General features: G+C 35.8%; 25 protein-coding genes. 20 read left to right on the forward strand and 5 right to left on the reverse strand.

The window, feature by feature from the left end; translation table 11 throughout:
- Positions 1 to 4 precede the first annotated feature (4 nt).
- From FJR03_RS04005 to FJR03_RS04055, 11 genes are read left to right on the forward strand one after another with little or no spacing between them, the layout of a single operon-like run.
- Complete coding sequence (locus FJR03_RS04005; protein WP_193114366.1) at positions 5 to 892, forward strand: tetraacyldisaccharide 4'-kinase; 888 nt, start codon at positions 5 to 7, stop codon at positions 890 to 892.
- 15 nt (positions 893 to 907) lie between these two features.
- Complete coding sequence (gene argB, locus FJR03_RS04010; protein ID WP_193114367.1) at positions 908 to 1,774, forward strand: acetylglutamate kinase; 867 nt, start codon at positions 908 to 910, stop codon at positions 1,772 to 1,774.
- Positions 1,774 to 2,061, forward strand: coding sequence for a DUF2018 family protein (locus FJR03_RS04015; RefSeq protein ID WP_226962177.1), 288 nt, complete (start codon positions 1,774 to 1,776; stop codon positions 2,059 to 2,061). The genes argB and FJR03_RS04015 overlap by 1 nt, the downstream gene beginning before the upstream one ends.
- A 7-nt stretch (positions 2,062 to 2,068) precedes the next feature.
- Positions 2,069 to 2,485 (forward strand): hypothetical protein, encoded by a 417-nt coding sequence (locus tag FJR03_RS04020; protein ID WP_193114368.1) that lies wholly within the window; start codon positions 2,069 to 2,071, stop codon positions 2,483 to 2,485.
- 11 nt (positions 2,486 to 2,496) lie between these two features.
- Positions 2,497 to 3,384, forward strand: a complete 888-nt coding sequence (locus tag FJR03_RS04025) for a polyprenyl synthetase family protein (protein ID WP_193114369.1) — start codon at positions 2,497 to 2,499, stop codon at positions 3,382 to 3,384.
- Positions 3,385 to 3,386: 2 nt separating this feature from the next.
- Positions 3,387 to 4,667 carry a glutamyl-tRNA reductase gene (hemA, locus tag FJR03_RS04030; RefSeq protein WP_193114370.1) on the forward strand — a complete coding sequence of 427 codons (1,281 nt, stop codon included), beginning with the start codon at positions 3,387 to 3,389 and terminating at the stop codon, positions 4,665 to 4,667.
- Positions 4,668 to 4,670: 3 nt separating this feature from the next.
- Positions 4,671 to 6,374, forward strand: a complete 1,704-nt coding sequence (locus FJR03_RS04035; RefSeq protein ID WP_193114371.1) for a proline--tRNA ligase — start codon at positions 4,671 to 4,673, stop codon at positions 6,372 to 6,374.
- Positions 6,374 to 6,811 (forward strand): FxsA family protein, encoded by a 438-nt coding sequence (locus FJR03_RS04040; RefSeq protein ID WP_193114372.1) that lies wholly within the window; start codon positions 6,374 to 6,376, stop codon positions 6,809 to 6,811. The genes FJR03_RS04035 and FJR03_RS04040 overlap by 1 nt, the downstream gene beginning before the upstream one ends.
- On the forward strand, positions 6,765 to 7,595 hold the full coding sequence (locus FJR03_RS04045) for a DsbA family protein (RefSeq protein WP_193114373.1): 831 nt from the start codon (positions 6,765 to 6,767) through the stop codon (positions 7,593 to 7,595). Before FJR03_RS04040 ends, FJR03_RS04045 begins: the two co-directional genes overlap by 47 nt.
- On the forward strand, positions 7,595 to 8,554 hold the full coding sequence (gene hemC / locus FJR03_RS04050) for a hydroxymethylbilane synthase (RefSeq protein WP_193114374.1): 960 nt from the start codon (positions 7,595 to 7,597) through the stop codon (positions 8,552 to 8,554). Before FJR03_RS04045 ends, hemC begins: the two co-directional genes overlap by 1 nt.
- Positions 8,555 to 8,557: 3 nt before the next feature.
- The gene (locus FJR03_RS04055; protein WP_193114375.1) at positions 8,558 to 9,238 is read left to right on the forward strand and encodes a uracil-DNA glycosylase; all 681 of its coding nucleotides are present in this window, start codon (positions 8,558 to 8,560) and stop codon (positions 9,236 to 9,238) included.
- Here the strand turns inward: FJR03_RS04055 and FJR03_RS04060 are convergent.
- Both FJR03_RS04060 and FJR03_RS04065 read right to left on the reverse strand, forming a co-directional pair.
- Positions 9,219 to 10,172: an endonuclease/exonuclease/phosphatase family protein gene (locus FJR03_RS04060; RefSeq protein WP_226962178.1), complete on the reverse strand. Its 954-nt coding sequence runs from the start codon at positions 10,170 to 10,172 to the stop codon at positions 9,219 to 9,221. The genes FJR03_RS04055 and FJR03_RS04060 overlap by 20 nt on opposite strands.
- Positions 10,173 to 10,225: 53 nt before the next feature.
- Positions 10,226 to 12,178, reverse strand: coding sequence for a M3 family metallopeptidase (locus tag FJR03_RS04065; protein ID WP_193114377.1), 1,953 nt, complete (start codon positions 12,176 to 12,178; stop codon positions 10,226 to 10,228).
- A gap of 216 nt (positions 12,179 to 12,394) precedes the next feature.
- On the opposite strand from FJR03_RS04065, the gene FJR03_RS04070 reads away from it, so the two are divergent.
- Genes FJR03_RS04070 through FJR03_RS04100 form a run of 7 tightly spaced genes read left to right on the forward strand, consistent with a single transcriptional unit; the run spans position 12,395 to position 19,763 of the window.
- Positions 12,395 to 12,880, forward strand: coding sequence for a GGDEF domain-containing protein (locus tag FJR03_RS04070; protein ID WP_193114378.1), 486 nt, complete (start codon positions 12,395 to 12,397; stop codon positions 12,878 to 12,880).
- 46 nt (positions 12,881 to 12,926) lie between these two features.
- Positions 12,927 to 13,640 carry a UMP kinase gene (gene pyrH, locus FJR03_RS04075; RefSeq protein WP_193114379.1) on the forward strand — a complete coding sequence of 238 codons (714 nt, stop codon included), beginning with the start codon at positions 12,927 to 12,929 and terminating at the stop codon, positions 13,638 to 13,640.
- Positions 13,641 to 13,651: 11 nt separating this feature from the next.
- On the forward strand, positions 13,652 to 13,873 hold the full coding sequence (gene rpoZ, locus FJR03_RS04080) for a DNA-directed RNA polymerase subunit omega (protein WP_193114380.1): 222 nt from the start codon (positions 13,652 to 13,654) through the stop codon (positions 13,871 to 13,873).
- 12 nt (positions 13,874 to 13,885) lie between these two features.
- Positions 13,886 to 16,039 (forward strand): RelA/SpoT family protein, encoded by a 2,154-nt coding sequence (locus tag FJR03_RS04085; protein WP_193114381.1) that lies wholly within the window; start codon positions 13,886 to 13,888, stop codon positions 16,037 to 16,039.
- Between the two features lie 25 nt (positions 16,040 to 16,064).
- Complete coding sequence (tyrS, locus tag FJR03_RS04090; RefSeq protein ID WP_193114382.1) at positions 16,065 to 17,267, forward strand: tyrosine--tRNA ligase; 1,203 nt, start codon at positions 16,065 to 16,067, stop codon at positions 17,265 to 17,267.
- Positions 17,267 to 18,358, forward strand: a complete 1,092-nt coding sequence (locus tag FJR03_RS04095) for a nitronate monooxygenase (protein ID WP_193114383.1) — start codon at positions 17,267 to 17,269, stop codon at positions 18,356 to 18,358. Before tyrS ends, FJR03_RS04095 begins: the two co-directional genes overlap by 1 nt.
- A gap of 7 nt (positions 18,359 to 18,365) precedes the next feature.
- Positions 18,366 to 19,763 carry an N-acetylmuramoyl-L-alanine amidase family protein gene (locus FJR03_RS04100; protein WP_193114384.1) on the forward strand — a complete coding sequence of 466 codons (1,398 nt, stop codon included), beginning with the start codon at positions 18,366 to 18,368 and terminating at the stop codon, positions 19,761 to 19,763.
- A 27-nt stretch (positions 19,764 to 19,790) separates the two neighbouring features.
- Here FJR03_RS04100 and FJR03_RS04105 read toward each other — a convergent pair whose 3' ends face one another.
- From FJR03_RS04105 to FJR03_RS04115, 3 genes are read right to left on the reverse strand one after another with little or no spacing between them, the layout of a single operon-like run.
- Positions 19,791 to 20,867, reverse strand: coding sequence for a DHH family phosphoesterase (locus FJR03_RS04105; RefSeq protein ID WP_193114385.1), 1,077 nt, complete (start codon positions 20,865 to 20,867; stop codon positions 19,791 to 19,793).
- Between the two features lie 11 nt (positions 20,868 to 20,878).
- Positions 20,879 to 23,056 carry a flagellar biosynthesis protein FlhA gene (gene flhA / locus FJR03_RS04110; protein ID WP_193114386.1) on the reverse strand — a complete coding sequence of 726 codons (2,178 nt, stop codon included), beginning with the start codon at positions 23,054 to 23,056 and terminating at the stop codon, positions 20,879 to 20,881.
- A 20-nt stretch (positions 23,057 to 23,076) separates the two neighbouring features.
- Positions 23,077 to 23,481: an RrF2 family transcriptional regulator gene (locus FJR03_RS04115; RefSeq protein ID WP_193114387.1), complete on the reverse strand. Its 405-nt coding sequence runs from the start codon at positions 23,479 to 23,481 to the stop codon at positions 23,077 to 23,079.
- Between the two features lie 158 nt (positions 23,482 to 23,639).
- On the opposite strand from FJR03_RS04115, the gene rpsO reads away from it, so the two are divergent.
- The gene (gene rpsO, locus FJR03_RS04120) at positions 23,640 to 23,915 is read left to right on the forward strand and encodes a 30S ribosomal protein S15 (protein WP_193114388.1); all 276 of its coding nucleotides are present in this window, start codon (positions 23,640 to 23,642) and stop codon (positions 23,913 to 23,915) included.
- 207 nt (positions 23,916 to 24,122) lie between these two features.
- Entirely contained in the window at positions 24,123 to 25,268 is a 1,146-nt protein-coding gene (locus FJR03_RS04125; RefSeq protein WP_193114389.1) for an iron-containing alcohol dehydrogenase, read from the forward strand.
- Positions 25,269 to 25,270: the final 2 nt, after the last annotated feature.

Consider the following 25,270-nt stretch of genomic DNA (forward strand, 5'->3'; position numbering starts at 1 on the left):
TCACTTGAAAAGAGCGTTAGTATTTTGGGTTGAGGGGTATCTCTACAACCCAAATATTTTCCAAAAACTTCTCTCCTATATTTTTCTCCCTTTATCGTTTTTATACTGTTTTATTATGTGGGTACGTTTTCGTATCGCAAAGCCTCATGATTTCGGAATAGATATTATTAGTGTTGGAAATTTAGTGGTAGGGGGAAGTGGAAAAACTCCTTTTGTTACAGCTTTAGCCCAAAATAAACAAGATATTGCAATTATCCTCCGAGGTTATGGAAGAGATTCAAGTGGGCTGATTGTTGTCAAAGACAGAGAAAAGATCTTGGTAGATGTTTCCCTTAGCGGTGATGAAGCGATGATCTATGCAAAAAAACTTCCTTTGGCTATTGTCATAGTAAGTGAAGATAGAAAAATTGCAATTCAAAAAGCAAAAGAGATGGGAGTTAAACAGATCTTTTTAGATGATGCCTACTCAAAACACTCGATTAAAAAAAGAGATATTCTCATTGATGTAAAAACGAAAAATAGTTTTTGTCTTCCTAGCGGTCCATATAGGGAAAAACTTTGGAGTTCTAAAGAAGCACTGGTTGTAGAAGAGGAGAAAGATTTTATTCGTAAAACCACTTTGATAGATCCGAGGGAAAAGATGTCATTAGTGACGGCAATTGCAAGACCGCAAAGACTTGATAAATATCTCCCTGAAGTTGTTGGAAAACACTATTTTGAGGATCATCACAGTTTTACAAAAGAGGAACTTGAAACAATTTTACAACTCGATCAGAGTGATAGTCTGCTGGTAACTTTTAAAGATTATGTCAAAATTGAGAAATTTGGACTTCCTTTATCATTACTGGACTTGGAGTTGCAACTAAAAAATGATAAAATTTCAAGATTATAATTTTAGGAAAAAATATTGAAAGCTAAAATAGAAACAGTAAAAACACTCCTTGATGCACTTCCGTTTATTAGGGAGTTCAGAAAAGAGATCGTAGTTATCAAATATGGCGGTTCAGCACAAACGTCACCTGAACTCAAAGAGAAGTTTGCAGAAGATATTTTACTTATGTATCTAGTTGGGATCAAACCAGTAATTGTCCATGGTGGTGGTAAAAAAATTACAGATATGCTCTCAGCTCTGAATATTGGTACTGAATTTATCGAAGGACAACGTGTAACTACACCTGATGTTATGCGTATTGTTGAGATGATTTTAAGCGGTGAGATCAACAAAGAGATAGTTTCTCTTTTAAATTCTCACGATGCAAAAGCGATCGGTATTAGTGGTAAAGATGCTCATTTTATTAAAGCTCAGCCGAAAGATTTTGAAAAATGGGGTCTTACAGGAAATATTACAGATGTAAATGCCAGTGTAGTAAAAAACTTGATTGCTGAGAATTTTATTCCGGTAATTGCTCCGATTGCTGCTGGTGAAGAGATGGGACATCCTGGGTATAACATTAATGCAGACCTTTGTGCATCACAAGTTGCTAAGGCTATCGGTGCAAATAAAATCATCTTTTTAACAGACACCGAAGGTGTTTTGGACAAAGATAAGAACCTGATATCTAGCTTAACAAAAGCAGATGTAGAAAATTTAAAAGCAGATGAAACGATACATGGTGGTATGGTTCCAAAAGTCGATGCTTGTTTAGAAGCAATAGATGGCGGTGTACATAAAGCACATATTATTGACGGAAGATTAGAGCACTCTATGTTGCTTGAGCTTTTTACATCAGAGGGTGTTGGTACACAGATTATAGAGAAAAAGGAAGAAGAATAATGAAGTACGAAGCTTTATTTGAAGATGAAGATAATGTATTTGGTGGTTCACCAAAATCAAAGTTTATGGATGTAGTATTTACTGCAAATAATGATGTAGTAAGATATGATCTTGAGCAAATCATTCAAAAAATGGCAGCGATGGAATTGATGTTAGAGAAACATGTAGGTGAAGATATAGATAGAGCAGTAGAACAGTTTGCATTTGAGTACAGTGCAGAGTGTGATATGAAAACTAAATCTTTATTTGTTGAGTTAACAGGTTCTATCGTTTCAAAAAGCGAATAAAACCGTTTTGAAACTATTTTTACAGGTTTTTATCACACTAATATTATTTTTTAGTGTCTCTTTTGCCGATCAATATAAGGAAGTTAGAAAAATTTCCCTAAAAAAGGATCAGCAAAAGAAAATTCTTGTAAAATACGAAAACAAAGAAAAACTCTTTACATTCAGATGGACGCTTTATGTAAACGGTGGTTTAGTTGTACTACGTTCTTACGATAAACAAGTCGGGCAAAACGTATTAGAACTAAATCATAAAAATCAAAGTTTCCGGGTCGCTCTGAAGCCCCGAGGCTCTAGTAACTACAATGTTCCATATTTATTGGTGAAATTTAAAGAGTTTGATTATGAAAAACATGAAGCGATTTTTGAACTTTACAATTTTAATAATAAAGTTCAAGTCACTTTAGAAGATTTAAAAAACAGTTAAAGACGAGAATAATGGATAGAGTAGAAGCACAGATTGAAAGATTGATTCAAGAGATAGATTATGATGAAGTGAGCCGTTTGTTCGCTATGCTTAGCGGTGGGAAACGTCTTCGTGCCAAGTTGATTTTAAAAATTGCAAAAGAGCATGAGGATGCGCCGCTTCTTGCTGCAATTGTAGAACTTATTCATGCGGCATCTTTACTACATGATGATGTGATCGATGAAGCGATGACACGCCGTGGGAAAGCTTCTGTAAATGCGACAGACGGAAGCAAAACGGCTGTTATGCTTGGAGATATTCTTTACTCAAAAGCGTTTACGGAACTTGTTCATTTTGACAAACTTGTAGCACAAACTATTTCAGCATCGGTCACTGACCTGAGCAAGGGTGAGATGATGGATGTGAAGATGGCAGAATCGTTTAACTCTGATGAGAAAAAATATCTTGATATGCTTTATCTAAAAACTGCAACACTTATAGAAGCTGCTGCAAAAGCGAGTGCGATTTTAGCAGGTAAAAATGCTGCTGCTTATGCATTGTACGGAAAAAATCTCGGTCTTTCATTCCAGATTATTGATGATATTTTAGATATTACTTCCGATGAAGCTACTCTTGGAAAGCCTGCAATGAATGACTTTGTAGAGGGGAAATGTACATTGCCGTACATCTATCTTTATCACGCTTTAGATGAACAAGATAAACATAGACTGCAATCGCTTCATGCAAAAGAGCTTTCAAACGAAGATACTCTTTGGCTTAAAGAACAAATGAAACACTATCAGACAATTGAAAAGTCATTTACACTTGCACAAAAACTTTCAAATGAAGCACAAGCTGCGATGCATGAGGATCCTGAACTTGTAGCTATTTTAGAGACCATGATAAAGAGAAATTATTAACTATGCATTATTTAACAGTCAGTCTTTCACACAAAAACAGTGATGTCGCTTTACGGGAAAAATTCACTTATACGGATGAACAAAAAGAGGCCTGTTTACAAAATCTTTTACAATCTGAAGCGATAAGTGAAGCGATGATACTTGCTACTTGTAATCGTGTAGAACTTTACGGTTGTTGTAGCGATATTGAAAATGCACTTGAGCATATGTTACATCTTCTTACGTCTAAGTCGGGTCTTAGTAAAGAGTTTATTAAAGAGACTGCTGAGATTGTAGATGACTCTAGTGCAATTCATCATCTTTTTGCAGTTGCGAGTTCAATTGATTCGATGGTAGTTGGTGAGACACAAATTGCCGGACAATTAAAAGACGCATTTAAATTTGCTGAGGGAAAAGGGTATAGCGGACAAAAGATGTCCCGGGCTGTTGAACATGCTTTCAAAACAGCTGCAAAAGTGAGAAACTTTACAGAGATCTCTTCTAAACCTGTTTCTGTTGCTTCAGTAGCGATCGCACAGGTAAAAGAGAAAGTTGCAAATCTTTCGGGAAAAAAAGCACTAGTAATCGGTGTCGGTGAGATGAGTGAAATATGTGCAAAACATTTGTTGTCTGACGGTGTTGAAACATATATTACAAACAGAACAAAAGAGAAAGCACAATATCTTGCAGATGCTTGTGGTGCAAATGTATATGAGTTCGGTGAACTTCATAAAGCTATAAATGAGTTCGACATCATTTTTACGGCCACAAGTGCTCAGTATCCCATCATTACAGATGATATGATCGAAGATGTTGAGTTTGAGCGTTTCTGGTTTGATTTGGCTATTCCTAGAGATATAGAAATGAGTCATAAAGCAAGTATCTATCTTTTTAGTATCGATGATATTAAGGATGTTGTAGATGCAAACAAAGCGCAACGTGAACAAGATGTAAGAAAAGCACATGGGATTGTGGGAAGAAATGTTGTTGCGTTCTATGAATGGTTAGATGCTTTAAATGTAGAGCCTATGATCAAAGAGATCTATATTAAAGCAAATAAAGCTGTAGAAACAGAGATGGCTAGAGCACTTAAAAAAGGTTTTATCCCAAAAGAGTGTGCATCTCAAGCTGAAAAGATGGCAAATCAGGCTATCAAAAGATTTTTACATGATATGACAAAAAATATGAGAGAAGTTTCAACTGAAGCGAAAAGCGACTCTATGACAGGTGCAATGCAGTACATGCTAAACAGCCAGAATGACAACATTCCAGATAAATACAAACATTATATGAAAAAGGATTAATTTTTGAGACGAAGTAAAGCGTTTATACCTACATCTAAGGAAGTGCCAAACGAGGCGACACTCCCTAGCCATATATTTTTATCTCGTGCAGGCTTTATCTCTCAAGTTGCAGCAGGTTTATATAACTATATGCCGCTTGCTAAAAAAGTGATCAAAAAGATCGAAAACGTAATTAATGAAGAGATGGAAGCTATCTCTGCTCAAGAAGTTGAACTCAGCTTCGTAACTCCGGCTGATTTATGGGCTGAAAGTGGACGTATTGAGAAGTTTGGAAAAGAGCTTTTACGTTTTAAAGATCGTAAAGAAAATCTTTTCGTACTGGGACCTACTCATGAAGAGATGATGGTTGATCTTGTACGTAATCGTGTAACTTCATATAAAAACCTACCGATAAACCTGTACCAGATCAAGACAAAATTTCGTGATGAAGCAAGACCGAGATTTGGACTTATGCGTGGTCGTGAGTTTATCATGAAAGACGGCTACAGTTTTCATAGCACATTTCAAGACCTTGATCGTGAGTTTTATGCTGTTGAAGCTGCATATAAAAAGATCCTTTCTCGTCTAGGACTTGATTTTAGAGTTGTTGAAGCTGACAGCGGTGCTATTGGCGGAAGCGGTTCAAAAGAGTTGATGGTTTTAGCTGACAGTGGTGAAGATACGATCGCAGTGTGTTCAAAATGTGAATACGGTGCAAATGTTGAGGCGGCTAAAAGAAGTAAAAGAGGGCATATCCCTGAAGCTCCGGAAGCTGAATTTAACAAGTTCCAAACGCCAGATACAAAAACTATTGATGATTTAGCACAGTTCTTTAAAGTAGATCCGTACTACACGATCAAATGTGTAGCAAAAAGGGTTATCTATGAAGATTCAAGCGAGATCGTTCTTTTCTTTGTAAGAGGGTGCGATAACCTTCAAGAGGTAAAAGCTGTTAATGCTACAGAAGCACTTGATATTGTAGATGTAACAGAGGAAGAGCTTGCTGAAATTGGACTAATCCCTGGTTTTATTGGACCGTTAGATCAAGATAAAGCAAAACACGTGATTGATGCAGACCTTAAAAATGCGGCGAATATGATCTGTGGTGCGAATGAAACTGATTACCATTTTGTAGGTGTTGATCTCAGTGTAATTAGTGAAGTGGCATATTTTGCAGATATTGCAGAGGTTAACGAGGGTGATACATGTCCATACTGTGACGGTGAACTATCGTTCACTAAAGGGATCGAAGTTGGGCATATATTCAAACTTGGAACGACTTATTCTGCACCTTTAAAAGCAGAGTTTTTAGATGAAAACGGAAAATCTCAACCGTTTATTATGGGTACATACGGTATGGGAGTTTCACGTTTAGTAGCAGCCGTAGTTGAACAGCATCATGATGAAAATGGGTGTATCTGGACAAAAGAAACAGCACCTTACATGGTGAACATTATGGTAAGTAACATTAAAGATGAAGCACAAGTAGCTCTTGGTGAAGAGTTATACACAAAGCTTCAAGATGCTAAAGTAGAGGTTATTTTAGATGATCGAAAAGATAGATTCGGCTTTAAAATGAAAGATGCTGAGTTAATCGGTTTCCCTTATACTGTTATAATCGGTAAAGAGCTTGTCAACGGAAACGTCCAAATATATGACAGAGCTACAACTGAAAAAACAGAGGTAAAAGCTGATGAAATTTATGAAAAGATTATGGAAATGATTTAATGGTATATTTTTTAATATATCTATTTTTGGAGGTATTGATATCTGTCAATATCTCTTCTGCTATCGGTGGTCTTGCAACATTTTTTGAAATTTTAGCAAGTGCTTTTGTCGGTATAGCTATACTTGTCAATTTTCGAAATACACTTTTTGAAAATATGAAAGCAGTTTCTTATAACTGCATTGATCTACAAGAGTTTCAAAGACTTAACCTATTTACCCTTTTTGGAGCTATACTCTTAATAATCCCAGGTTTTTTAACGGATATTCTCGGCCTTTTATTACAATTTAGTGCCATAACGAGTATGATTGTTAACCGTTATAATGTACAATCAAAAAGCTGTAATAGTTCAGCTTTTGAAGATGAAGAAAAATTAAAAAAGGATAAAAACGATGTTATCGACGTTGAGATTATTGAGCATAACAGTTCTACTAAGTAGTGTTTTATCGGCAAATACAAATGAGAAAATAGAAGAGTTTTTAACAGACAAATTTGAAGAAAATAAACGAATAGAATCGATCGAAGTAAAAGTTAAAGAGAGGGTTCCTTTAAAAGAGTTAAAGGGATGGAACGGCTACATAGTTGAAGTTGAAGCATATCTCAAAGAGAACCCTAAACGTCAAGTAAAACAAAGAATGGTATGGTTTTCTAACGGTCAAATGATTACAAAAGAGCTAACTGATATGGATAGCGGACGCAGTCTTGTAGAAAAAGTAAAACCGAAATTTGAAAGCAGATTTTATAAAAAAGAGAACTTGATCTACGGAGATGCAAATTCTAAACATAAAGTGGCGCTTTTCTCAGATCCGTTATGTCCGTTTTGTAAAGGGTTTGTACCCGGTGCAATTAAAGATATGAAAAAAGATCCTAAAAAGTTTGCAGTATATTATTACCATATGCCGTTAGAGAGAATTCACCCGGCTTCTGTACATATTGTTAAGATGGCTGCAGCTGCTGAATTAAAAGGTGTAAAAGATGTTACACTGAAAATGTATGATATCAAAATCAATCCAAGAGAAAAAGATGTCAATAAGATCTTAGAGGCATTTAATAAGGCTGTAGGAACAACATTAACACAAAAAGATATCAACACTCCAAAAGTACTACAACATGTAAACAGTGATTTCGATATTGCAAATGAGTTAATGGTAGCGGGGACACCGACAGTGTATGTTGACGGAAAACTTGATGAAACTAAAAAGGGATATAAAAAAGTTAAATAATGGAAAAATTAGTAATTGCAACAAGAGTATCAGACCTAGCACTTTGGCAAGCGTATCATATTAAAGAGAGAGTGGAAAAATCTTTTCCCGAGATTGAAGTTGAACTCAATAAGATTGTAAGTAACGGTGATAAGGTTTTAGATAAACCACTTGCATTAATCGGTGGAAAAGGGCACTTTACAAAAGAGTTAGAAGACCAAATGTTAGCAGGAAATGCTCATATGGCTGTACATAGTTTAAAAGATGTACCGACATACATTCCTGATGGTTTAGAACTTGTTGCTGTTACTGAGCGTCAAGATCAAAGTGATGTGTTTTTATCACATACATACAGCTCTCTAGATGAACTGCCAGAGGGTGCCGTAGTTGGAACTACAAGTTTACGCCGCCGTATGCAATTACTTGCAAAGAGACCTGACCTAAAAGTAAAAGATCTGCGTGGAAATGTAAACACGCGTCTTAGAAAACTTAAAGAGGGTCAGTATGATGCTATTATTCTCGCTTTTATCGGTCTAAACAGACTTGATCTTTTAAAAGATATTCCTCATGTTGAAAAACTTTCACTTGATATGATGATCCCGCCGATGGGACAGGCTGCTCTTGGAATCGAGATTGTACAAGGAAACGAAAAGGTATTGGAGATTGCAGAGAGTTTAAAAGACCTAAACACTTTTATCTGTACGCAGATCGAGCGTGACTTCATCTCTAAGATTGGAGCGGGGTGCTCGGCACCTGTTGCCTGTAATGCTGTAATTGATGGAGAAAATGTAGTATTTCGTACTATGATCGGCTTTAGTGACGGTACAAATATTATGCAAGAGAAAATGATAAAGAAGATCTCTGAGAGCCAAAATATGGGCTTTGATATGGCAGAACTTATGATAAGCAACGGTGCACTGGAACTACTTAAAAAAGCTGAAGAGGTAGCTTTTAAAGACGAGATGCCGCAAAGACTTTAATATATGCCACTTGAAGCAAAAATTACAAATCAGTCTTGGAGAGATGTTTTAGCCGAGGAACTTAAAAAGCCTTATTTAAAAGAGTTAAAACAAACTCTTCAAGAGGAGAAACTCCAACACACTATCTATCCTACAGATGAAAATATTTTTAATGCTTACAATACGACCGATTTTGACAATGTTAAAGTGGTGATCTTAGGGCAAGATCCTTACCATGGAGAAAATCAGGCTCACGGGCTTGCTTTTTCAGTTTTAAACGGTGTGAAACACCCACCTTCACTTGTAAATATATTTAAAGAGTTACAAGATGATATTGGGTGTCCTTACCCAACTACAAGTGAACTTACATCTTGGGCTAGCCAAGGTGTGTTTTTGATAAATGCAGTACTAACTGTACGTGCTGCCAATGCCGCATCACACAAAGATATTGGTTGGGAAAAGTTTACAGATGCTACAATCAAGGCGATCAGTGAAAAAAAAGAGCACGTTGTGTTTATCCTATGGGGAAGACCGGCTCAGATGAAAGAGAAGCTTATTGATCAAAGTAAACATCTAATTTTAAAGTCCCCCCATCCATCGCCACTTTCATCTTATAGAGGATTTTTCGGTTCAAAGCCATTTTCTAAAACAAATGAATATCTGATTGCAAATGGCAAATCTCCAATCAATTGGTGCTTAAAGTAAACTCTGCAACAACAGGTAAGTGATCAGAATAGCCTTTACCTTTATGACGTCGTATTTTACCTCGAGAGACTTGCCATCTATAGATACTCTTACCTTTAAAGAGATACGGTTTTATAAAATTATGTATAGACTTTACTTTATAATCTAATCCTTTATGATTGAGTAATTTACCTGTAACCAAGATATTATCCAGAGCCTCTTTTTTCCCTCTGTATATGTAGCTGTACCTCTCGTTTTTATCTATATCATACCAGAGGTTATAAAACTCATCTGTTTTAAGTTTTAAAGCTTTAGAGGTATCTTGTTGATAGTTAATAGTACCTAGTATATGGTTGAGACCTGTAATACCTTCGGTATTGTTATGTTTTCTTTTTCGTTTGAAAATCTTATACTCTTCATAGTGAGAGTTAAAATCACCGAGAGCTATAATGTTTTTATCTCCTAACTCCTGTACCCTTTTTTTGAGTGCTTTAGCATAAGAGATCCTTTGACTCTCCGGTCCCGCTTTTGACTTCCAGTGGTTGACAAAAATATAGAACTCTTCATCATTTAATTTGAATTTTACCTCTAAAATATTTCTAAAAGCGTAAGAATAGCCTACTATCAGTTCTTTTGTATAGACAAATGGAATTCTACTTAAAAGTGCTACTTTAATAGTTGTGTTTTTTGCATCGGCTATTTTTGCATATTGATAGTAGAGACCATCCCGTTTAAGCTGATATTGAAGGTCTTTAAATGCTTTAGGGGATTCTATCTCTTGAAGAGCTATGATATCTGCATCGATATCTTTAATCACTTTAGAGATATTTTTGAGTTTTATTTTATAATTGCGATCATTCCAAGCAGATTGAGAATAGGGGATATACTCCTCATATTCATTTCCGCTTTTTTGAAGATCAAAAAGATTCTCAACGTTATATGTAGCTATTTTCAAACTATCACCTCCAAAAAGAGTCGTAACTACAAGAAAGATGAGTAAAAGGGTTCTCACGCATAGATACCGTTAAGACGTAGAAGTTGTGTAGTATCTGCTTCTCTACCCATAAGATCAATGTATAGATCCTGCATAGATTTTGCCCCACCACCATGTAAAATTATATCACGATATTTCAGTGCTGTTTGAGACTCAAAGATACCTTCATCAACTACAGCATAAAAAGCATCTGCACTTAATACTTCTGCCCATTTATAGCTGTAGTAACCTGCTGCATATCCACCTGCAAAGATGTGTGAAAATCCATTTTGAAATTTGTTGTACTCAGGTGTAGGTATTAGTGCTGTTTTTTCTCTGATTGAATTGAGTAAGTTCTGCACCTCTTCCCCTTTGTAAAGTTTCGTATGGAGTTGCAGATCGAAGATCGAAAACTCCAACTGGCGTAACATCCCCATTGCCGAGAGAAAGTTTTTTGCACGTACCAGTTTTTCGATCATCTCATCACTTAGAACCTCACTAGTCTCATGATGTTTTGCAAACATTTTCAGTACATGCGGCTCATAAGCAAAGTTTTCTAAAAATTGAGACGGGAACTCCACTGCATCCCACTCTACGCCGTTTACTCCACTAACCTCATTTTCATTTACGTTTGAGAGCAGGTGATGGATACCATGCCCCATTTCATGAAAGAGCGTTACAACATCATCATGTCTGAGAAGTGATGGATTTGTATCACTTGATGGTGGAAAGTTACACACTATAAATGCCGAAGCGAGTTGCTCTTCACCTGCTTCATTTGTGCAGTGTGCTTGCCAGTTACTCATCCATGCTCCGCCGCGTTTGGAGTCTCTTGCTTCTAGATCGAAGTAGATTTTTGCTTTGAGTTTTTCATTTTCATAAATATGATACGCATACGCTTTTTCATGCCAAAGCGTTTCTTCTTGAAGTTCAAACTTGATCGTAAAGAGTTTTTCAAGGAAATCCATCATACCGTTTACTACACTTTTTTGTTCAAAGTATGGGCGGTACTCCTCTTCATCTATCTCATACTGAGCTTTTTTTAGAATCTCACCGTAATATGCTGTATCAAAACTCTCTAGTTGATGAGGTGCACTCTCTTGAAGCTCCTCTAACTCTTTTTTTGCTTGCTCTATAGAATTATCTAAAAGAGATTCTAAAAATTCTAAAGCTTTATCTGGAGTCGGTGCCATCTTAGTTGCCAGTGAATATTCGGCATAGTTCTTAAAACCTAAAAGTTCACTCATCTCTTGGCGTAATGCTAAAAGTTCATCGATGATTGCAGCATTTTGCGGTGCACGAGATACATACGCTTCATAAAGTTTTTGTCTGATATCCCTGTTCTTTCCGTAAGTCATATATGCGATGTAAGATGGCATCTGCAGAGTGAATTTATATTTTGTTTTTCCATCCTCTTCAAACTTTGCACTTTGCAGGTCACTTGCCGGAATCCCTTCTATGTCAGCTTCATTTTCTATAGTGTATTCAAATGCATTTGTAGCATCAAGAATATTTTGAGAGAAGTCGTTTGAGAGTTCACTTTTACGAATATTGATCTCTTGCAGGCGTGCTTTTGTCTGTTCATCCAGATGTGCACCGCTGAGTTCAAAATGTTGTATATTTAACTCCAAAACTCTTTTTTGTTCATAGTTAAGCGTAGCATTTTCATTCTCTGCAATTGTTTTATATGCTTTGTAAATGGCGATATTTTGAGAAATTTTTGTAGAGTATTCTGTAATGATCGGAATCGCCTGAGTATATACCTCTTGTGTTTTTTCGGAATTGTTTACGCTGTTTAGATGAGAAAGGGGTGTAAAGAAATGCTCTAACTCTTCCTCCATCATCTGCAACGGTTTTACAAAGTTATAGTAAGTTTTATTTTCTTCTTCTAAAAGTGTTTCTATTTTTTCATTGTTGTGTCTTAATTTTACTTGTAAATCGTCTATAAAATTTTCCAAATTACAATTAAAAGTTAAAAATTTTGACATATATGTACCCTTGGTTTTTAAGCGTATTATAGCAAATAACTATGACTTCATCTGTGATGAAAAAATAAAAAATTATGTTACAATTGTTGAAAGTATAAATAAAGGTAAGGAAACGGGGGATAAACAATGATGAATGAGTATTATATCTACATCGCTACAGCTATAATTTTGGTTTTGATTTTTTATATTATTAGACTTCGAATGAGACTACATAATATGCAAGAACGTAAAGAAAGATTAATCAAAGAAGCTTATTTTAATCCCGTAACCAACCTGCCTAATAAAAAGAATATTAAATTTGTTTTTGATGAACAAATAGATAGAACACTAAGACACAATCAGTCTTTTCTTATTTTGGCAATCAAGATGAATAATTACCATCAGCTTAAGAATCAATCTACAGAACTTGTTAATGAGTTTATGTACGAAGCAAGTAACATTATTATTAAATCTACAAGAAATGAGGATTTAGTAGCACACATATATGATGATATATTTATAATTCTTTTTAATGAATATCTCGAAGAGGATAATTCTCATATTGTGATCGAAAGATTACAAAAAGGATTCTCGGAAAACCCTGTTGATATCGATGCTTCGTATGATGTCTCTATGGGATTAACTAAATACCCTAATGATGGTACAGATAGCGAGACCCTGATTGAAAAAGCTATTGCAAAAGCTGAGTCAAAGCAATTTTAAAGAGAATTTTTACTATAATACGCAGATTTTATAAAGAAGGTGTTACATGGCGCATAAACGTGTTTTGGTGAAGTTTTCAGGTGAAGCTCTTGCTGGTGAAGCTGGTCATGGTATAGATACTCAAATTCTTAAATTTATTGCACAAGAGATCAAATCACTTGTTGATGCTGGTGTAGAAGTTGGAATTGTTATCGGTGGTGGAAATATCATTCGTGGTGTAACTGCTGCACAAGATGGTATCATAAAACGTACTAGTGGAGATTATATGGGGATGTTGGCAACAGTAATTAACGGTGTTGCAATGCAAGAAGCTTGTGAACATGCCGGTCTTGAAGTGCGTATGCAGACAGCTATTAAAATGGAGCAGATTGCTGAGCCGTATATTAACCGTAAAGCATGCAGACATCTTGAAAAAGGGCGCGTTGTGATTTTTGCAGCGGGTACTGGAAACCCATTCTTTACAACTGATACTGCAGCAACACTAAGAGCAGTAGAGATTGGTGCTGAAGTGATTGTAAAAGCTACTAAAGTAGACGGTGTTTATGATAAAGACCCGATGAAATATAGTGACGCAGTAAAATTTGATGAAATTGGTTATGATCAGGCTTTACAAGACCATATCAAAGTTATGGATGATACATCTATCGCTTTAGCAAAAGACAATAAACTTCCGATTATTGTTTGTGATATGTTTAAAGAGGGTAACCTTTTAGATATTTTAAAGCATGGAAACATGCAAAACTGTTCTATAGTTAAATAAAGGAAACATAGATGAAAATAGAAGAATTAACAGCAAAAGTTTTAAATGAAAATCCAAGCATGGACCGTTACAAATTAGCAATCGCAGTTGCTAAAAGATCTGAAGAACTTGATAACGGTGCTACAAGCAAATTAAGTGTAAGCACATCAAATATCAAGTCTACTGACTTAGCACTAATGGAAATCGCTGAAGGCCTTGTAAGTATAAAAGGCTTTGAAGATTCTAAAAACTAAGAAGTCTCCGCCTTGTCATTAAGTCCAGTCGATATCGAGAAAGTTAAGCATCTTCATGATATTGACTCGGCTACAGCTTATCTTTTCTCACACATAATCCCCACAGATAAATTAAAACATGCCCTTGAATTTTCAAAAGAGGCACACAAAACACAATTTAGAAAAAGTGGTGAACCTTATATAATCCATCCTATTTTAGTAGCAGCAATTGTAGCCTCGATCACTAATGATGAAGCGATGGCTATAGCGGCACTTTTACATGATGTAGTGGAAGATACGCCGACAACGATAGAAGAGGTTGAAGAAGATTATGGAAAGGATGTAGCTCACTTGGTATCGGGACTTACAAAGATAGACTCGATTCGTGACAGTGAGCTGATCCCTTCAAGTTCGAATGAAAGATTGATCGTCTCAGCACTTTCATTTAGAAAAATGCTTTTAGCAAGTATTGAAGATGTTCGTGTACTTGTAGTTAAGTTATGTGACAGACTTCATAATATGCTCACTTTAGATGCCTTACCGCAACACAAACAAAAACGTATCTCTGAAGAGACTCTAGTTGTATACTCTCCGATTGCTCACCGTCTAGGGATCAGTTTTTTAAAAAATATGCTTGAAGATTTGAGCTTTTCATATCTTTTTGCAGAAGAAAAACATTTTATTGATAATTATCTTGATACAAATTATCATGCTATTGAGATGCGTATAAATGACTTTAAACAACGTGTTTCCGACATTTTAATACAAAACGGTTTTTGTGAAGATGATTTTGAGATTCTTTCACGTATCAAACACAGATATTCTATCTATTTGAAGATGCAAAGAAAAGGGGTGAGTATAGATGAAGTACTTGACCTGCTTGCTATTAGAATATTAGTAAAGGACCCTATTAAATGTTACGATGCCTTAGGTTTAATACATTTAAACTTTAGACCTCTCGCTTCAAGATTTAAAGATTATATTGCCGTTCCTAAAGATAACGGTTATCAGACTATTCATACTACTGTTTTTTACAACACTGCAATTTTTGAAGTACAAATTCGTACATACGATATGCACCAAACTGCAGAGCTTGGAGTTGCGGCACACTGGAAGTATAAGTCTGGCGGTAACAACATTAAACTGGACTGGCTTGATAATCTTCAGTATCAAAATGAATCGGTTGAAGATTTCTATGCTTTAATCAAAAATGATCTCTATTCAGAAGATATCTCAGTCTTTTCACCAACGGGTGATGCTTTTACACTCCCTCGCGGTGCCGTAGTGTTAGACTTTGCTTATGCCGTACATACAGATATTGGAAATAAAGCTATAAACGGTGTGGTAAATAAAAGTAAAACTTCACTGCTTACAGAGCTGCATAACGGTGATATTGTAAAAGTTATTACGGGTGATGAGATTGAGACAAGGTGTTCTTGGCTTGATGCTGTAAAAACTTCTAAAGCACAAACAAATATGAAAAACAACTGTAATGCAAGAATTCGTGAGATCAATGCAAAATCGGCTGTAAATATTATCTCTAATGTAATGAACTTGAATCATGCGCGGGTTCAGGAGTGGTTAAACAAGAATAATTGTGAAAACCTTTCCCATATTCCGACAGATATAGAACATCTTAAAAACGTATTGCATAAATATATCAGTGATATTGCAAAAAACAACCGTTTTAAAAGGTTTATCAGTCGTCACAGATTTAAGTTGAAACCGTATGAAATTAGTGGTTTAGAGGTATATTCAAACAGTTCTATAAATGACGTCGTATTTGACTATTGCTGTCATCCGAAATTTGGTGATGAAGTGATGGCATTTGTAGAAAAATCTAAAGCACACGTACACCATAAAATGTGCCAGAATGCTGCTAAAAAGCTTGAAGATAATGAACCTATGGTTTTTGTAAAATGGGCAAAAGAGAAAGTGTTTAAATATAAACTTATTGCTTCATTAACAAATGAAAAAGGTGCATTGGCAGACTTCTTGGCATTTTTGGCAAAACAAAATATTGATCTCACTTCAATTGAATTGGGAAAAGATGATTTGGACTATGTACAGTATTGTGATATGGTTTTTCAATCCGAAGAAGCTGATATTAATACACTTCGTGCTAAAATTGAGTCAAAAATAAAAGTCGTTGATTTAGTTAGAAGTGATGACGCTTATAGAAACTAAAAAATTTAGAAAGAGAAAGTAGTAAATGATAGAAGAAGCTTTACGAGAAATTAGCCGTGGAACAGCGGAAATTATTGATAATGAAAGAATAGAAAAACTTTTAAAAGCTTATTTTGAAGAGGGGAAAGGCTATACTGTAAAAGCCGGTTTTGATCCAACTGCACCTGATTTGCACTTAGGGCATACGGTACTTTTACAAAAACTTGCAGTATTTCAAAAATATGGTGCACGTGTACAGTTTTTGATCGGAAGTTTTACAGCAACAATCGGTGATCCTACAGGAAAAAGTGCTACAAGAAAAGTATTAACAAAACAAGAGATTATTCACAATATTGACAGTTATACTACACAAGCATTTAAGATCCTTGACGAATCAAAAACAGATATAGTATACAATGATGACTGGTTAGGAAATATGACTGCAGCAGATATGATTGCACTTGCTTCAAACTTGACAGTTGCACGTATGTTAGAGCGTGATGATTTTTCAAAAAGATATGCATCAAATACACCTATTGCTGTAAGTGAATTTATGTACCCGTTACTTCAAGGGTATGACAGTGTTCATCTAAAATCTGATATTGAGATAGGTGGTACTGATCAGAAGTTTAACCTTTTAATGGGTAGACAGCTTCAGAAAGCTTATGAAACAAAAAAACAACAAGCTGTACTTATGATGCCAATTCTAGAAGGTCTTGACGGCGTACAAAAAATGTCAAAATCTTTAGGAAACTATATCGGTGTAAGTGATGAGCCAAAAGATATGTTTGGAAAGACATTAAGTATTTCTGATGAGTTAATGTGGAGATACTATGAACTTCTTTCTTCTAAATCTTTAGATGAGATCGACGCACTTAAAGCTGGTGTAGAAGATGGTTCACTGCATCCTAAAAAGGTTAAAGAGGAATTAGCGTTAGAGATTACGACAAGATTCCATGATAAAGCAGCGGCACAAGCAGCAAAAGAGGAGTTTGAAAGAGTACATGCAAAAAGTCAAATTCCTACAGATATAGAGGAATTTACTATTAATGCTGAATCACTATGGATCGCTCAAGCCTTAGTTGATTGTAAGCTTGAACCATCTACTTCTCAAGCACGACGTGATATTAAGCAAGGTGGTGTTAAAATTAATCAAGAAAAAGTGACTGATATGAATCTTCAGCTTAATGCTGGGGAGTACCTGCTTCAAGTAGGAAAAAGAAAATTTGCAAAACTAAGGGTTGACTAATGGGTTTTGAATCTATAAAAATTGGAAAATACACGATCGAAAAACCAATAGTTCAAGGTGGAATGGGCGTTGGTATTAGTTGGGATCAATTAGCCGGAACAGTTTCAAAAGAGGGTGGACTAGGTGTTATCTCTGCTGTTGGTACTGGATATTATAAAAACAAAGAGTTTGCTAAAAAACTTGTAGCTGACCGTCCGCTTAGTGAAGCAAACTTCTACTCTAAAGAGGGACTGACTGCACTGGTAGCGAGTGCTAGAGAGATTTGTGGAGATAAACCTCTTGCTGCAAATATTTTATATGCAATTAACGACTACGGAAGAGTTGTAAGAGATGCTTGTGAAGCGGGTATTGATATTATCATCACCGGAGCAGGATTGCCTACAAATATGCCTGAGTTTACAGAAGGGTATCCTGATGTAGCACTAGTACCTATCGTATCATCTGCAAAAGCATTAAAACTGATTTGCCGTAGATGGGAGAAACGATATAACCGTCTTCCTGATGCCGTGATCTTAGAGGGACCAAAATCTGGTGGTCACCAAGGTTTTACGTATGAGCAGTGTCTAATGGAAGAGTATCAGTTAGAAAACCTGGTAGAACCAGTTGTAGAAGAAGCAAAAAATTGGGGTGATATTCCTGTTATTGCAGCGGGCGGTATCTGGGATAAGAAAGATATCGAAGAGATGATGGCTCTAGGTGCTAAAGGTGTTCAAATGGGGACACGCTTTATAGGTACATATGAGTGTGATGCTCACGCTAACTTCAAAAAAGTTCTTTTAGATTCTAAAGAGGATGATATCAAACTGATGAGTTCTCCTGTTGGATATCCTGCACGTGGTGTTGTGACAAATCTCACACACTTAGTTGAGAAACGTGAAGGTCCGGATATTAAGTGTATCTCAAACTGTGTTGCACCGTGTAATCGTGGTGAAGAAGCAAAAGTTGTAGGCTTCTGTATTGCAGACAGACTTAGTGATGCTTATGAAGGTAATCTTGATACAGGTCTATTCTTCTCTGGTACAAATGGATACAGACTAGATAAAATTATATCTGTCAAAGAGTTATTGGAAAAACTTACAGAGGGTGAATAAGATTTAGATGATTCGCTATATTGTAACGTTTTTTCTACTTTTTATTATTTCACTATATGGGGCGAATGATTTTGAGCTTTTAAAACGGGCAGACGGCTATGCAAAGTCTCCTACAAAAGCAAATCAGTTCCGTGCCTATAACGACTATAAAAATATCTATCTTCGTGCTTTGATGAATGAAGATCAGAAATTAAAAACATGCGCACTTGAAGGTATTGTAAAGTGCGGTACAAAGTTACACATAGATGTATCTCAATACTCCGATGAACTTGAAAAAATACAAAAGAAATCATCAACTGTAAAAAAACAGAAAAAAAGTAAGCGAAAAAAATCTTCAGATATTAGGGTTTCTTCTTCTCATAAACTAAAATCTATTCGCTGGAGAGATGGAAGACTTGTTCTAAGTTTTGATAAAAAACTACGCAATAATCAAATAAACTATTTTAAACTATACGATCCAAAGAAAAAAGTATATAAATATGTATTTGATGTACATGCATCCATGTTGACAAAATCACAAACATTAAAAAAACAAAATATTGATAAAATAAAGTTAGCACAGTTTAATCCTACAACACTCCGTTTAGTTATACAAGACAGCGCACAAGTTAAGATCTCATTTAAAAAAGAGGATAAAAAACTAATAGTTAAAATGACTCCAAAAGCTGGGAAGAAATACGCTCAAACAACACGAGTACAAAAAGTAGTTTCTCCTAAAAGACTGGATCGAAATAAAAGAATTGTAATTGATGCCGGACATGGGGGTAAAGACCCTGGAGCGATTGGCTATAAGGGATATAGAGAAAAAGTTGTTGTGCTTCAAATATCAAGAGAACTGCAGTCTATTTTAAAAGCTCGCGGATATACAGTATTTATGACAAGGGATAATGATAAGTTTATAAGACTTAGAAACAGAACAAAATACGCAAACCGTAAAAAAGCGGATCTCTTTATCAGTATCCATGCAAATGCCGTAAGTAAAAAGCATGCAAACAAAGCGTATGGAATAGAGTGTTATTTTCTTGACAAATCCCGTTCAAGCCGTGCGAAAAAAGTGGCTGCACAAGAGAACTCGGCAGATATGAGTGAAATGGATTTCTATGGAAAACAGAGTTTTCTTTCAACACTGAATTCTCATAATATAGTAGCATCAAATAAACTGGCGATCGATTTACAAAGAGGTGCGCTTGGAGCACTTAGAAAAGAGTATAAAAACGTTAAAGACGCAGGTGTAAGACCTGCACCGTTTTGGGTACTTGTAGGTGCACAGATGCCTTCTGTTTTAGTTGAAGTTGGATTTATTACAAATCCAAAAGAAGCAAAAAGATTAGTAAATAGACAGTATCAAAAACAAATGGCTCTTGGACTAGCTAACGGGATTGAAAGATATTTTCTAAATAACTAGTAGATGTAGTTTTAAGAGTAACGGGTGTTACTCTTGTTTGTATTCAAGCTTGCCTGCAACAGATTCTTTCTTATGTATAATAGATTCAATCTGTTCTTTAACTTTAGAGTAACGGAATTGCTCTTTAAAACCTTGAACTCTTCCTCCTGCTGCATTTGGATGTCCACCGCCGTCAACCCACTCTTTAGCTATTTGAGCAACGCTTACATTGTTATTTGCACGGAGACTCATAGTACCTCTATAACTTACATCAACAATAAAATCGTACTCAGGAAATTTTGTTAAAAAACCGTTACCTATAATAGAGGTATTTCCAACACCGTAAGATAGATACCCTTTGTACCCTTTATAGTAGATAGTTTTTTCGGCTTTACTCTCCCCTAGAAGCTCAACGATATATTCCGTTGCAAGATTATCTAAAGTGTTGTCCTCATCTCTTCTGAAAAAATCTTTTTTAAGAGTATGGATCTTCTCATCTAAAACAATATGACCGTTTGCTTGATCGATGTAGTTAACAGCCTCATGTAAAAGAGCAAGTTTATACTCTGTATCTTTTTTTGCAAACATTACACGGTTTAACTCTCTTGTCTCTGTAACAAGGCGCATAAATACTTTTCCAAATTCAAAGTTTTCTTGTTCCTCTTGTTTCCATAGATCAACTGCATTAACGATGTTAACATAGTGTTCCATCCAAGAAGGTTCATTGAATGTGAAGTTCTCTTTTGTAAAGTCGTATACGATTTTTGTAGCACATCTTGAAGTGTCAAGATAGTACCATTCATATTTCTTAGCACTCTCTTCACCACTTCCATGATGGTCTAAAAGTTGTAGTTTTACATCTTTTTTATTCTCATTGAGTTTATTTACTTCATGGTTTAACCATTTAGATTCATCAGCAGTCAAGTTAAGATCAGAGATTAAGATATAGGCACTTTTATCCGCTTTTTGGATATTTTCTAAGATCTCTTCAAGTTTAGCTTTTACTTCTGCACCGTAATTTGCGTTGTAGTTTAGTTTTTCATACGGTGTGTATTTCATAACAAGTTGACAACTGTACCCATCTAAATCAACATGTGATAAATGGTGGATTGTTCTTTTTTGCATTTTTTTCCTTATTAATTGTTTTGTTCCATTGAGATTGAACCAAGCACTTCAAATGTTGCAGTAGAGTCTATCTCAGCATGTGAAAGTGTTACGATATCAAGTGAGAATTTCTCAAATATCTCAGCAACACCGCGACGTATTTGTGGATCTACTATTACTATAACAGGTGAGATGTTTTTCTGTAATACTTCTGCTGCTTTTGTACTAACAGCTTGGATTAAAGCATTGATTTCACCAACATTAAGCATAATGTTTCTCACTCCGTCTTGCTCTTGCGATTTTTGGAGTAACATCTGCTCAGTTTGCGTATCAAATGTAAGTAGTCTGATTACACCATCCTCACCCGAGTACATCTGTGTAATAACACGGGAGAGTTTCGCTCTTACTTGTTCAGTCAGCAGTTCTACATTTTTTGTATACTCTGCAATATCTGCAATTGTTTCTAAGATATTAAGCATATCTTTAAGAGGTATTTTTTCATGTAATAATGATTTTAATACTCTTTGGATTAAACCGATATTAGCTACTTTAAGTACATCATCCACAATAACTGGATAATCATCTTTAATTTTATCGATAAGTGCTTGAACCTCTTGACGAGTGAGAAGCTCTTCAGCATTACGTTTGATAAGTTCACTCATATGTGTAGAGATAACAGTAGCAGGGTCAACTACAGTATATCCATGCATAATTGCATCCTCTTTATCATCCGGTGAGATCCAAATAGCATCAAGTCCAAATGCAGGTTCTTTAGTAGGTTTACCGTTGACATGTCCTGTAGCCATACCGCTATCCATTGCCAAGAAGTTATCTGGCATTATTTCCCCTTCACCAATCTCAACACCTTTTAAAAGTACCTGATATTGTGTCGGTTTTAGATGGAGATTATCCCGAATACGAACTTGCGGCATTAAAAAGCCATAGTCGCTTGCTATTTTACGTCTCATTGAACGGATACGCTCTAAAAGATCCCCACCTTGAGAAGAGTCTGCTAGTTTGATAAGCTGGTAACCGAGTGTAAGTTCTAGCATCTCCACTTTTAAGATATCCTCTAGAGCACTCTCTTCCTCTTTTTGGATCTCCTCTTGTGTCTTTTTAGGCTTTAGTTTCTCTTGAGCTTCTAACTCTTGTTGTGTTTTACTTGTAAGGATATTTTCAACATCAAGGATACTAAGTTCCCCTTTTTCATATTTATAAATTGACCATCCAAGAAGGGCAAATAAGATACCGATAAGCCCCATTGATGCAGTAGGAAGTCCAGGAACCAGTGCAAAGAGTGTCATAATACCACCCACGATCATAAGGATCTTCGCATTTCCAACCATTTGGTTGATAGTACCCTCTGCAAAATTATCGCCGTCACTTGAAGAACGCGTAATCATAATACCTGTAGCAGTTGAGACGATAAGTGCAGGGATTTGACCAACTAAACCATCCCCAATTGTAAGAAGGGTAAATGTTGCAGCTGAATCGCTTACACTCATATCATACTGAAATACACCGATTAAAAATCCACCGATAATATTGATAAGTGTAATGATAATACCTGCAACCGCATCCCCTTTAACGAACTTAGACGAACCGTCCATCGCTCCGTAAAAGTTTGCATCTTGTAAGATCTCCGCACGGCGTCTTTTTGCTTCGGCATCATCGATAAGTCCCGCATTAAGATCTGCATCAACTGCCATCTGTTTACCCGGCATAGAATCAAGTACAAATCTAGCAGCAACCTCTGCAACCCTTGTAGAACCTTTTGTTACAACCATAAAGTTGATAATAACTAAGATCGCAAATACAATAATACCGATAACATAGTTTCCACCAACAACAAAGTTACCGAAACTTGTAATGATATCACTAACCGCTTCAGGCCCTTCATATCCATGACTTAAAATCATCCTTGTCGTTGCAATATTAAGTGCAAGTCTAAAGAGAGTCAGAATAAGTATAAGTGTCGGAAAGGTTGTCAGATCGGTCGGTTTTGGTATATAGAGCGAAATAAGTAGTATTAAAACTGCCATAGCCATCGATACCGTTAAGAAAAGATCTAAAACAGATGATGGAAGGGGAACGATAATAATGGCTAAGATTGCCATTACAAATACAACTACACTTAGATCTTTTTGTCCAAGTAAAAAATTTAAACTGGTGCCGACTTGTTGTTTTAGTGTTAACTTCTTTTTAGCCAATGTATATCATCTCATAAACTTTAATCTTTTAATATATCTGCAAGTGTCAGATTTTTTAGAAAATCATCTATCTTGATCTGGAGTTTATTTAGAAACGGCCAAATAGAACATATGTCAGCTCTATCAGATGGACAATCTTTTTCAGAAGGTGAGCATTCAAAAACAGCAGGTGCTTTGCTTTCAACATTGGAAAGGACATCAAGCATATTGATCTCTTTTGGATCTTTGTTAAGTGCAAATCCACCGTTAACACCTTTATACGATTTAAGTATTCCGGCTTTTGCAAGTGATTGAAGTATTTTTGCTAAGAAACTTTTGGATATTGCCAATTCTCTAGAGAGAGATTCGCTATCCATAGGATCTTTTGCTGATGATAAAACTATTAACGAAAGTATTGCATATTCACTTGCTTTTGTAATCAACATCTTTATATTCTTTATTACTATTATTTTGATGAATATTATAGCTAAAAACCCTTAATGGTAATATAAATAAAAATAAAGAAAAAATTGGGTATAATTGCGCTTCAACTTTATCTGCAATTGCATTTGAGTTAGATTATTATACCTATCAGGAGGCTATTATGGCTTTAGATTCGGCTAAAAAAGCAGAGATTATTGCAAAATACGGACGTAATGAAAACGACACTGGTTCAAGTGAAGTTCAAATTGCACTATTAACTACTAGAATTGCGGAGTTAACTGAGCACTTAAAAGTGTTCAAAAAAGATCACGCATCTCGTCTTGGACTACTAAAATTAGTTGGTCAACGTCGTCGTCTTATGAAATACTTCAAAAGAACGAACAAAGATGGTTACCAAGCACTTGTAGATTCTTTAGGAATTCGTGACAATATCTAATTAAAATATTCTTAGCTTTATCCACCTCTTTTTGAGATGGATAAGGTTTTGTTCTCCCCAATCCCTTTTATAAAAACCTTTTTTATTTAATTCCAAAATCTTTTGAAACTATTTATACAATCACTTTTATTTTAACTTTTCTATTCTGTTATCATTGTGTTAGGATTATATGGTATATTATTTCCTAAATAAAAACTAGGATATTTTATGAACGATTTTACATATTACAACCCGACTAAAATAGAGTTTGGTAAGGGAAAAGAAAAAAAGATAGGAACTTATATAAAAGAAGCCGGATATGACAGTGTATTGCTGGCTTACGGAACAGGAAGCATAAAAAAAGGTACTTTGTATGATGATACTATTGCCTCACTTAAAGAAGCTGGAGTGGCATTTGAAGAGTTTGGTGGCATAGTAAGCAATCCAGTTCTTAGCAAAGTGCAAGAAGGTGTAAAAATAGCTAAAGAGAAAAAGGTTCAGGCTGTTCTTGGAGTTGGCGGGGGTTCTGTTGCAGACTCTGTTAAAGCTATTGCCGCAGGTGCAAAATATGATGGTGATGTTTGGGACTTTTTTATTCAAAAAGCACAGATTACAGAAGCTCTTCCTGTATTTACCGTGATGACGCTTGCCGCAACTGCGAGTGAGATGAACGGAAATTCTGTTATCACCAATGAAGATACACAACAAAAATATTCAATCTCATCTGTACATGTAAATCCGCTAGTCTCAGTTATTAACCCTGAACTGATGGCAACGGTTAGTAAAGATTATCTTGCATATTCAGCGGTAGATGCGATTGCTCATACTATAGAGGTCTATTTTACTGCCGCGTCTCATCCGAACTTCAACTCTAGAATTGTAGAAGCTATCATTAAAACTATTATGGAAACAACGGAAATTTTAATAGAAAATCCTAATGATTATGAGGCTAGAGGTGAGTTTGCATGGGCAGCTACACAAGCACTAAACGGTCTTACTCCAGCTGGAACACATGGCGGAAACTTTCCAAACCATATGATTGAACATGCTCTTTCTGCCCTTTATAATGTATCTCACGGTGCAGGACTTTCAGTTGTTATTCCTGCATGGATGAAATGGTATAAAGAAAAAAATCTTCCACAGTTTGAACGTTTTGCAAAAGAGCTTTTTAATCTTCAAGATGCAGATGCAGGTATCAGTGCACTTGAATCGTGGTTTGAGAAAATAAGTTCACCAGTGACATTAAAGCAAGCGGGGATACCTGAAGAGGGGATAGCTGAGATTGCTGATAATGCAGCAGAGTTAGCTACACTTTGGGGTATAGGGGAACTCTACAACAGTGAAACTATCGCAGAGATTCTCAAAAAAGCATAAAT

Origin of the sequence: Sulfurimonas marina, from assembly GCF_014905095.1 — a bacterium.
Taxonomy (GTDB): Bacteria; Campylobacterota; Campylobacteria; order Campylobacterales; family Sulfurimonadaceae; genus Sulfurimonas; species Sulfurimonas marina.

Bases quoted from the DNA above. Each gene is read 5' to 3' on its own strand.
- FJR03_RS04115 (WP_193114387.1), bottom strand. From the start codon at position 23,481: ATGTTGATTACAAAAGCAAGTGAATATGCAATACTTTCGTTAATAGTT.
- FJR03_RS04045 (WP_193114373.1), top strand. From the start codon at position 6,765: ATGTTATCGACGTTGAGATTATTGAGCATAACAGTTCTACTAAGTAGT.
- FJR03_RS04105 (WP_193114385.1), bottom strand. From the start codon at position 20,867: ATGCAAAAAAGAACAATCCACCATTTATCACATGTTGATTTAGATGGG.
- hemA (WP_193114370.1), top strand. From the start codon at position 3,387: ATGCATTATTTAACAGTCAGTCTTTCACACAAAAACAGTGATGTCGCT.
- FJR03_RS04025 (WP_193114369.1), top strand. From the start codon at position 2,497: ATGGATAGAGTAGAAGCACAGATTGAAAGATTGATTCAAGAGATAGAT.
- FJR03_RS04125 (WP_193114389.1), top strand. From the start codon at position 24,123: ATGAACGATTTTACATATTACAACCCGACTAAAATAGAGTTTGGTAAG.
- rpoZ (WP_193114380.1), top strand. From the start codon at position 13,652: ATGAAAATAGAAGAATTAACAGCAAAAGTTTTAAATGAAAATCCAAGC.
- pyrH (WP_193114379.1), top strand. From the start codon at position 12,927: ATGGCGCATAAACGTGTTTTGGTGAAGTTTTCAGGTGAAGCTCTTGCT.
- FJR03_RS04065 (WP_193114377.1), bottom strand. From the start codon at position 12,178: ATGTCAAAATTTTTAACTTTTAATTGTAATTTGGAAAATTTTATAGAC.
- FJR03_RS04040 (WP_193114372.1), top strand. From the start codon at position 6,374: ATGGTATATTTTTTAATATATCTATTTTTGGAGGTATTGATATCTGTC.
- FJR03_RS04095 (WP_193114383.1), top strand. From the start codon at position 17,267: ATGGGTTTTGAATCTATAAAAATTGGAAAATACACGATCGAAAAACCA.
- FJR03_RS04015 (WP_226962177.1), top strand. From the start codon at position 1,774: ATGAAGTACGAAGCTTTATTTGAAGATGAAGATAATGTATTTGGTGGT.
- tyrS (WP_193114382.1), top strand. From the start codon at position 16,065: ATGATAGAAGAAGCTTTACGAGAAATTAGCCGTGGAACAGCGGAAATT.
- FJR03_RS04055 (WP_193114375.1), top strand. From the start codon at position 8,558: ATGCCACTTGAAGCAAAAATTACAAATCAGTCTTGGAGAGATGTTTTA.
- FJR03_RS04070 (WP_193114378.1), top strand. From the start codon at position 12,395: ATGCAAGAACGTAAAGAAAGATTAATCAAAGAAGCTTATTTTAATCCC.
- rpsO (WP_193114388.1), top strand. From the start codon at position 23,640: ATGGCTTTAGATTCGGCTAAAAAAGCAGAGATTATTGCAAAATACGGA.
- hemC (WP_193114374.1), top strand. From the start codon at position 7,595: ATGGAAAAATTAGTAATTGCAACAAGAGTATCAGACCTAGCACTTTGG.
- FJR03_RS04100 (WP_193114384.1), top strand. From the start codon at position 18,366: ATGATTCGCTATATTGTAACGTTTTTTCTACTTTTTATTATTTCACTA.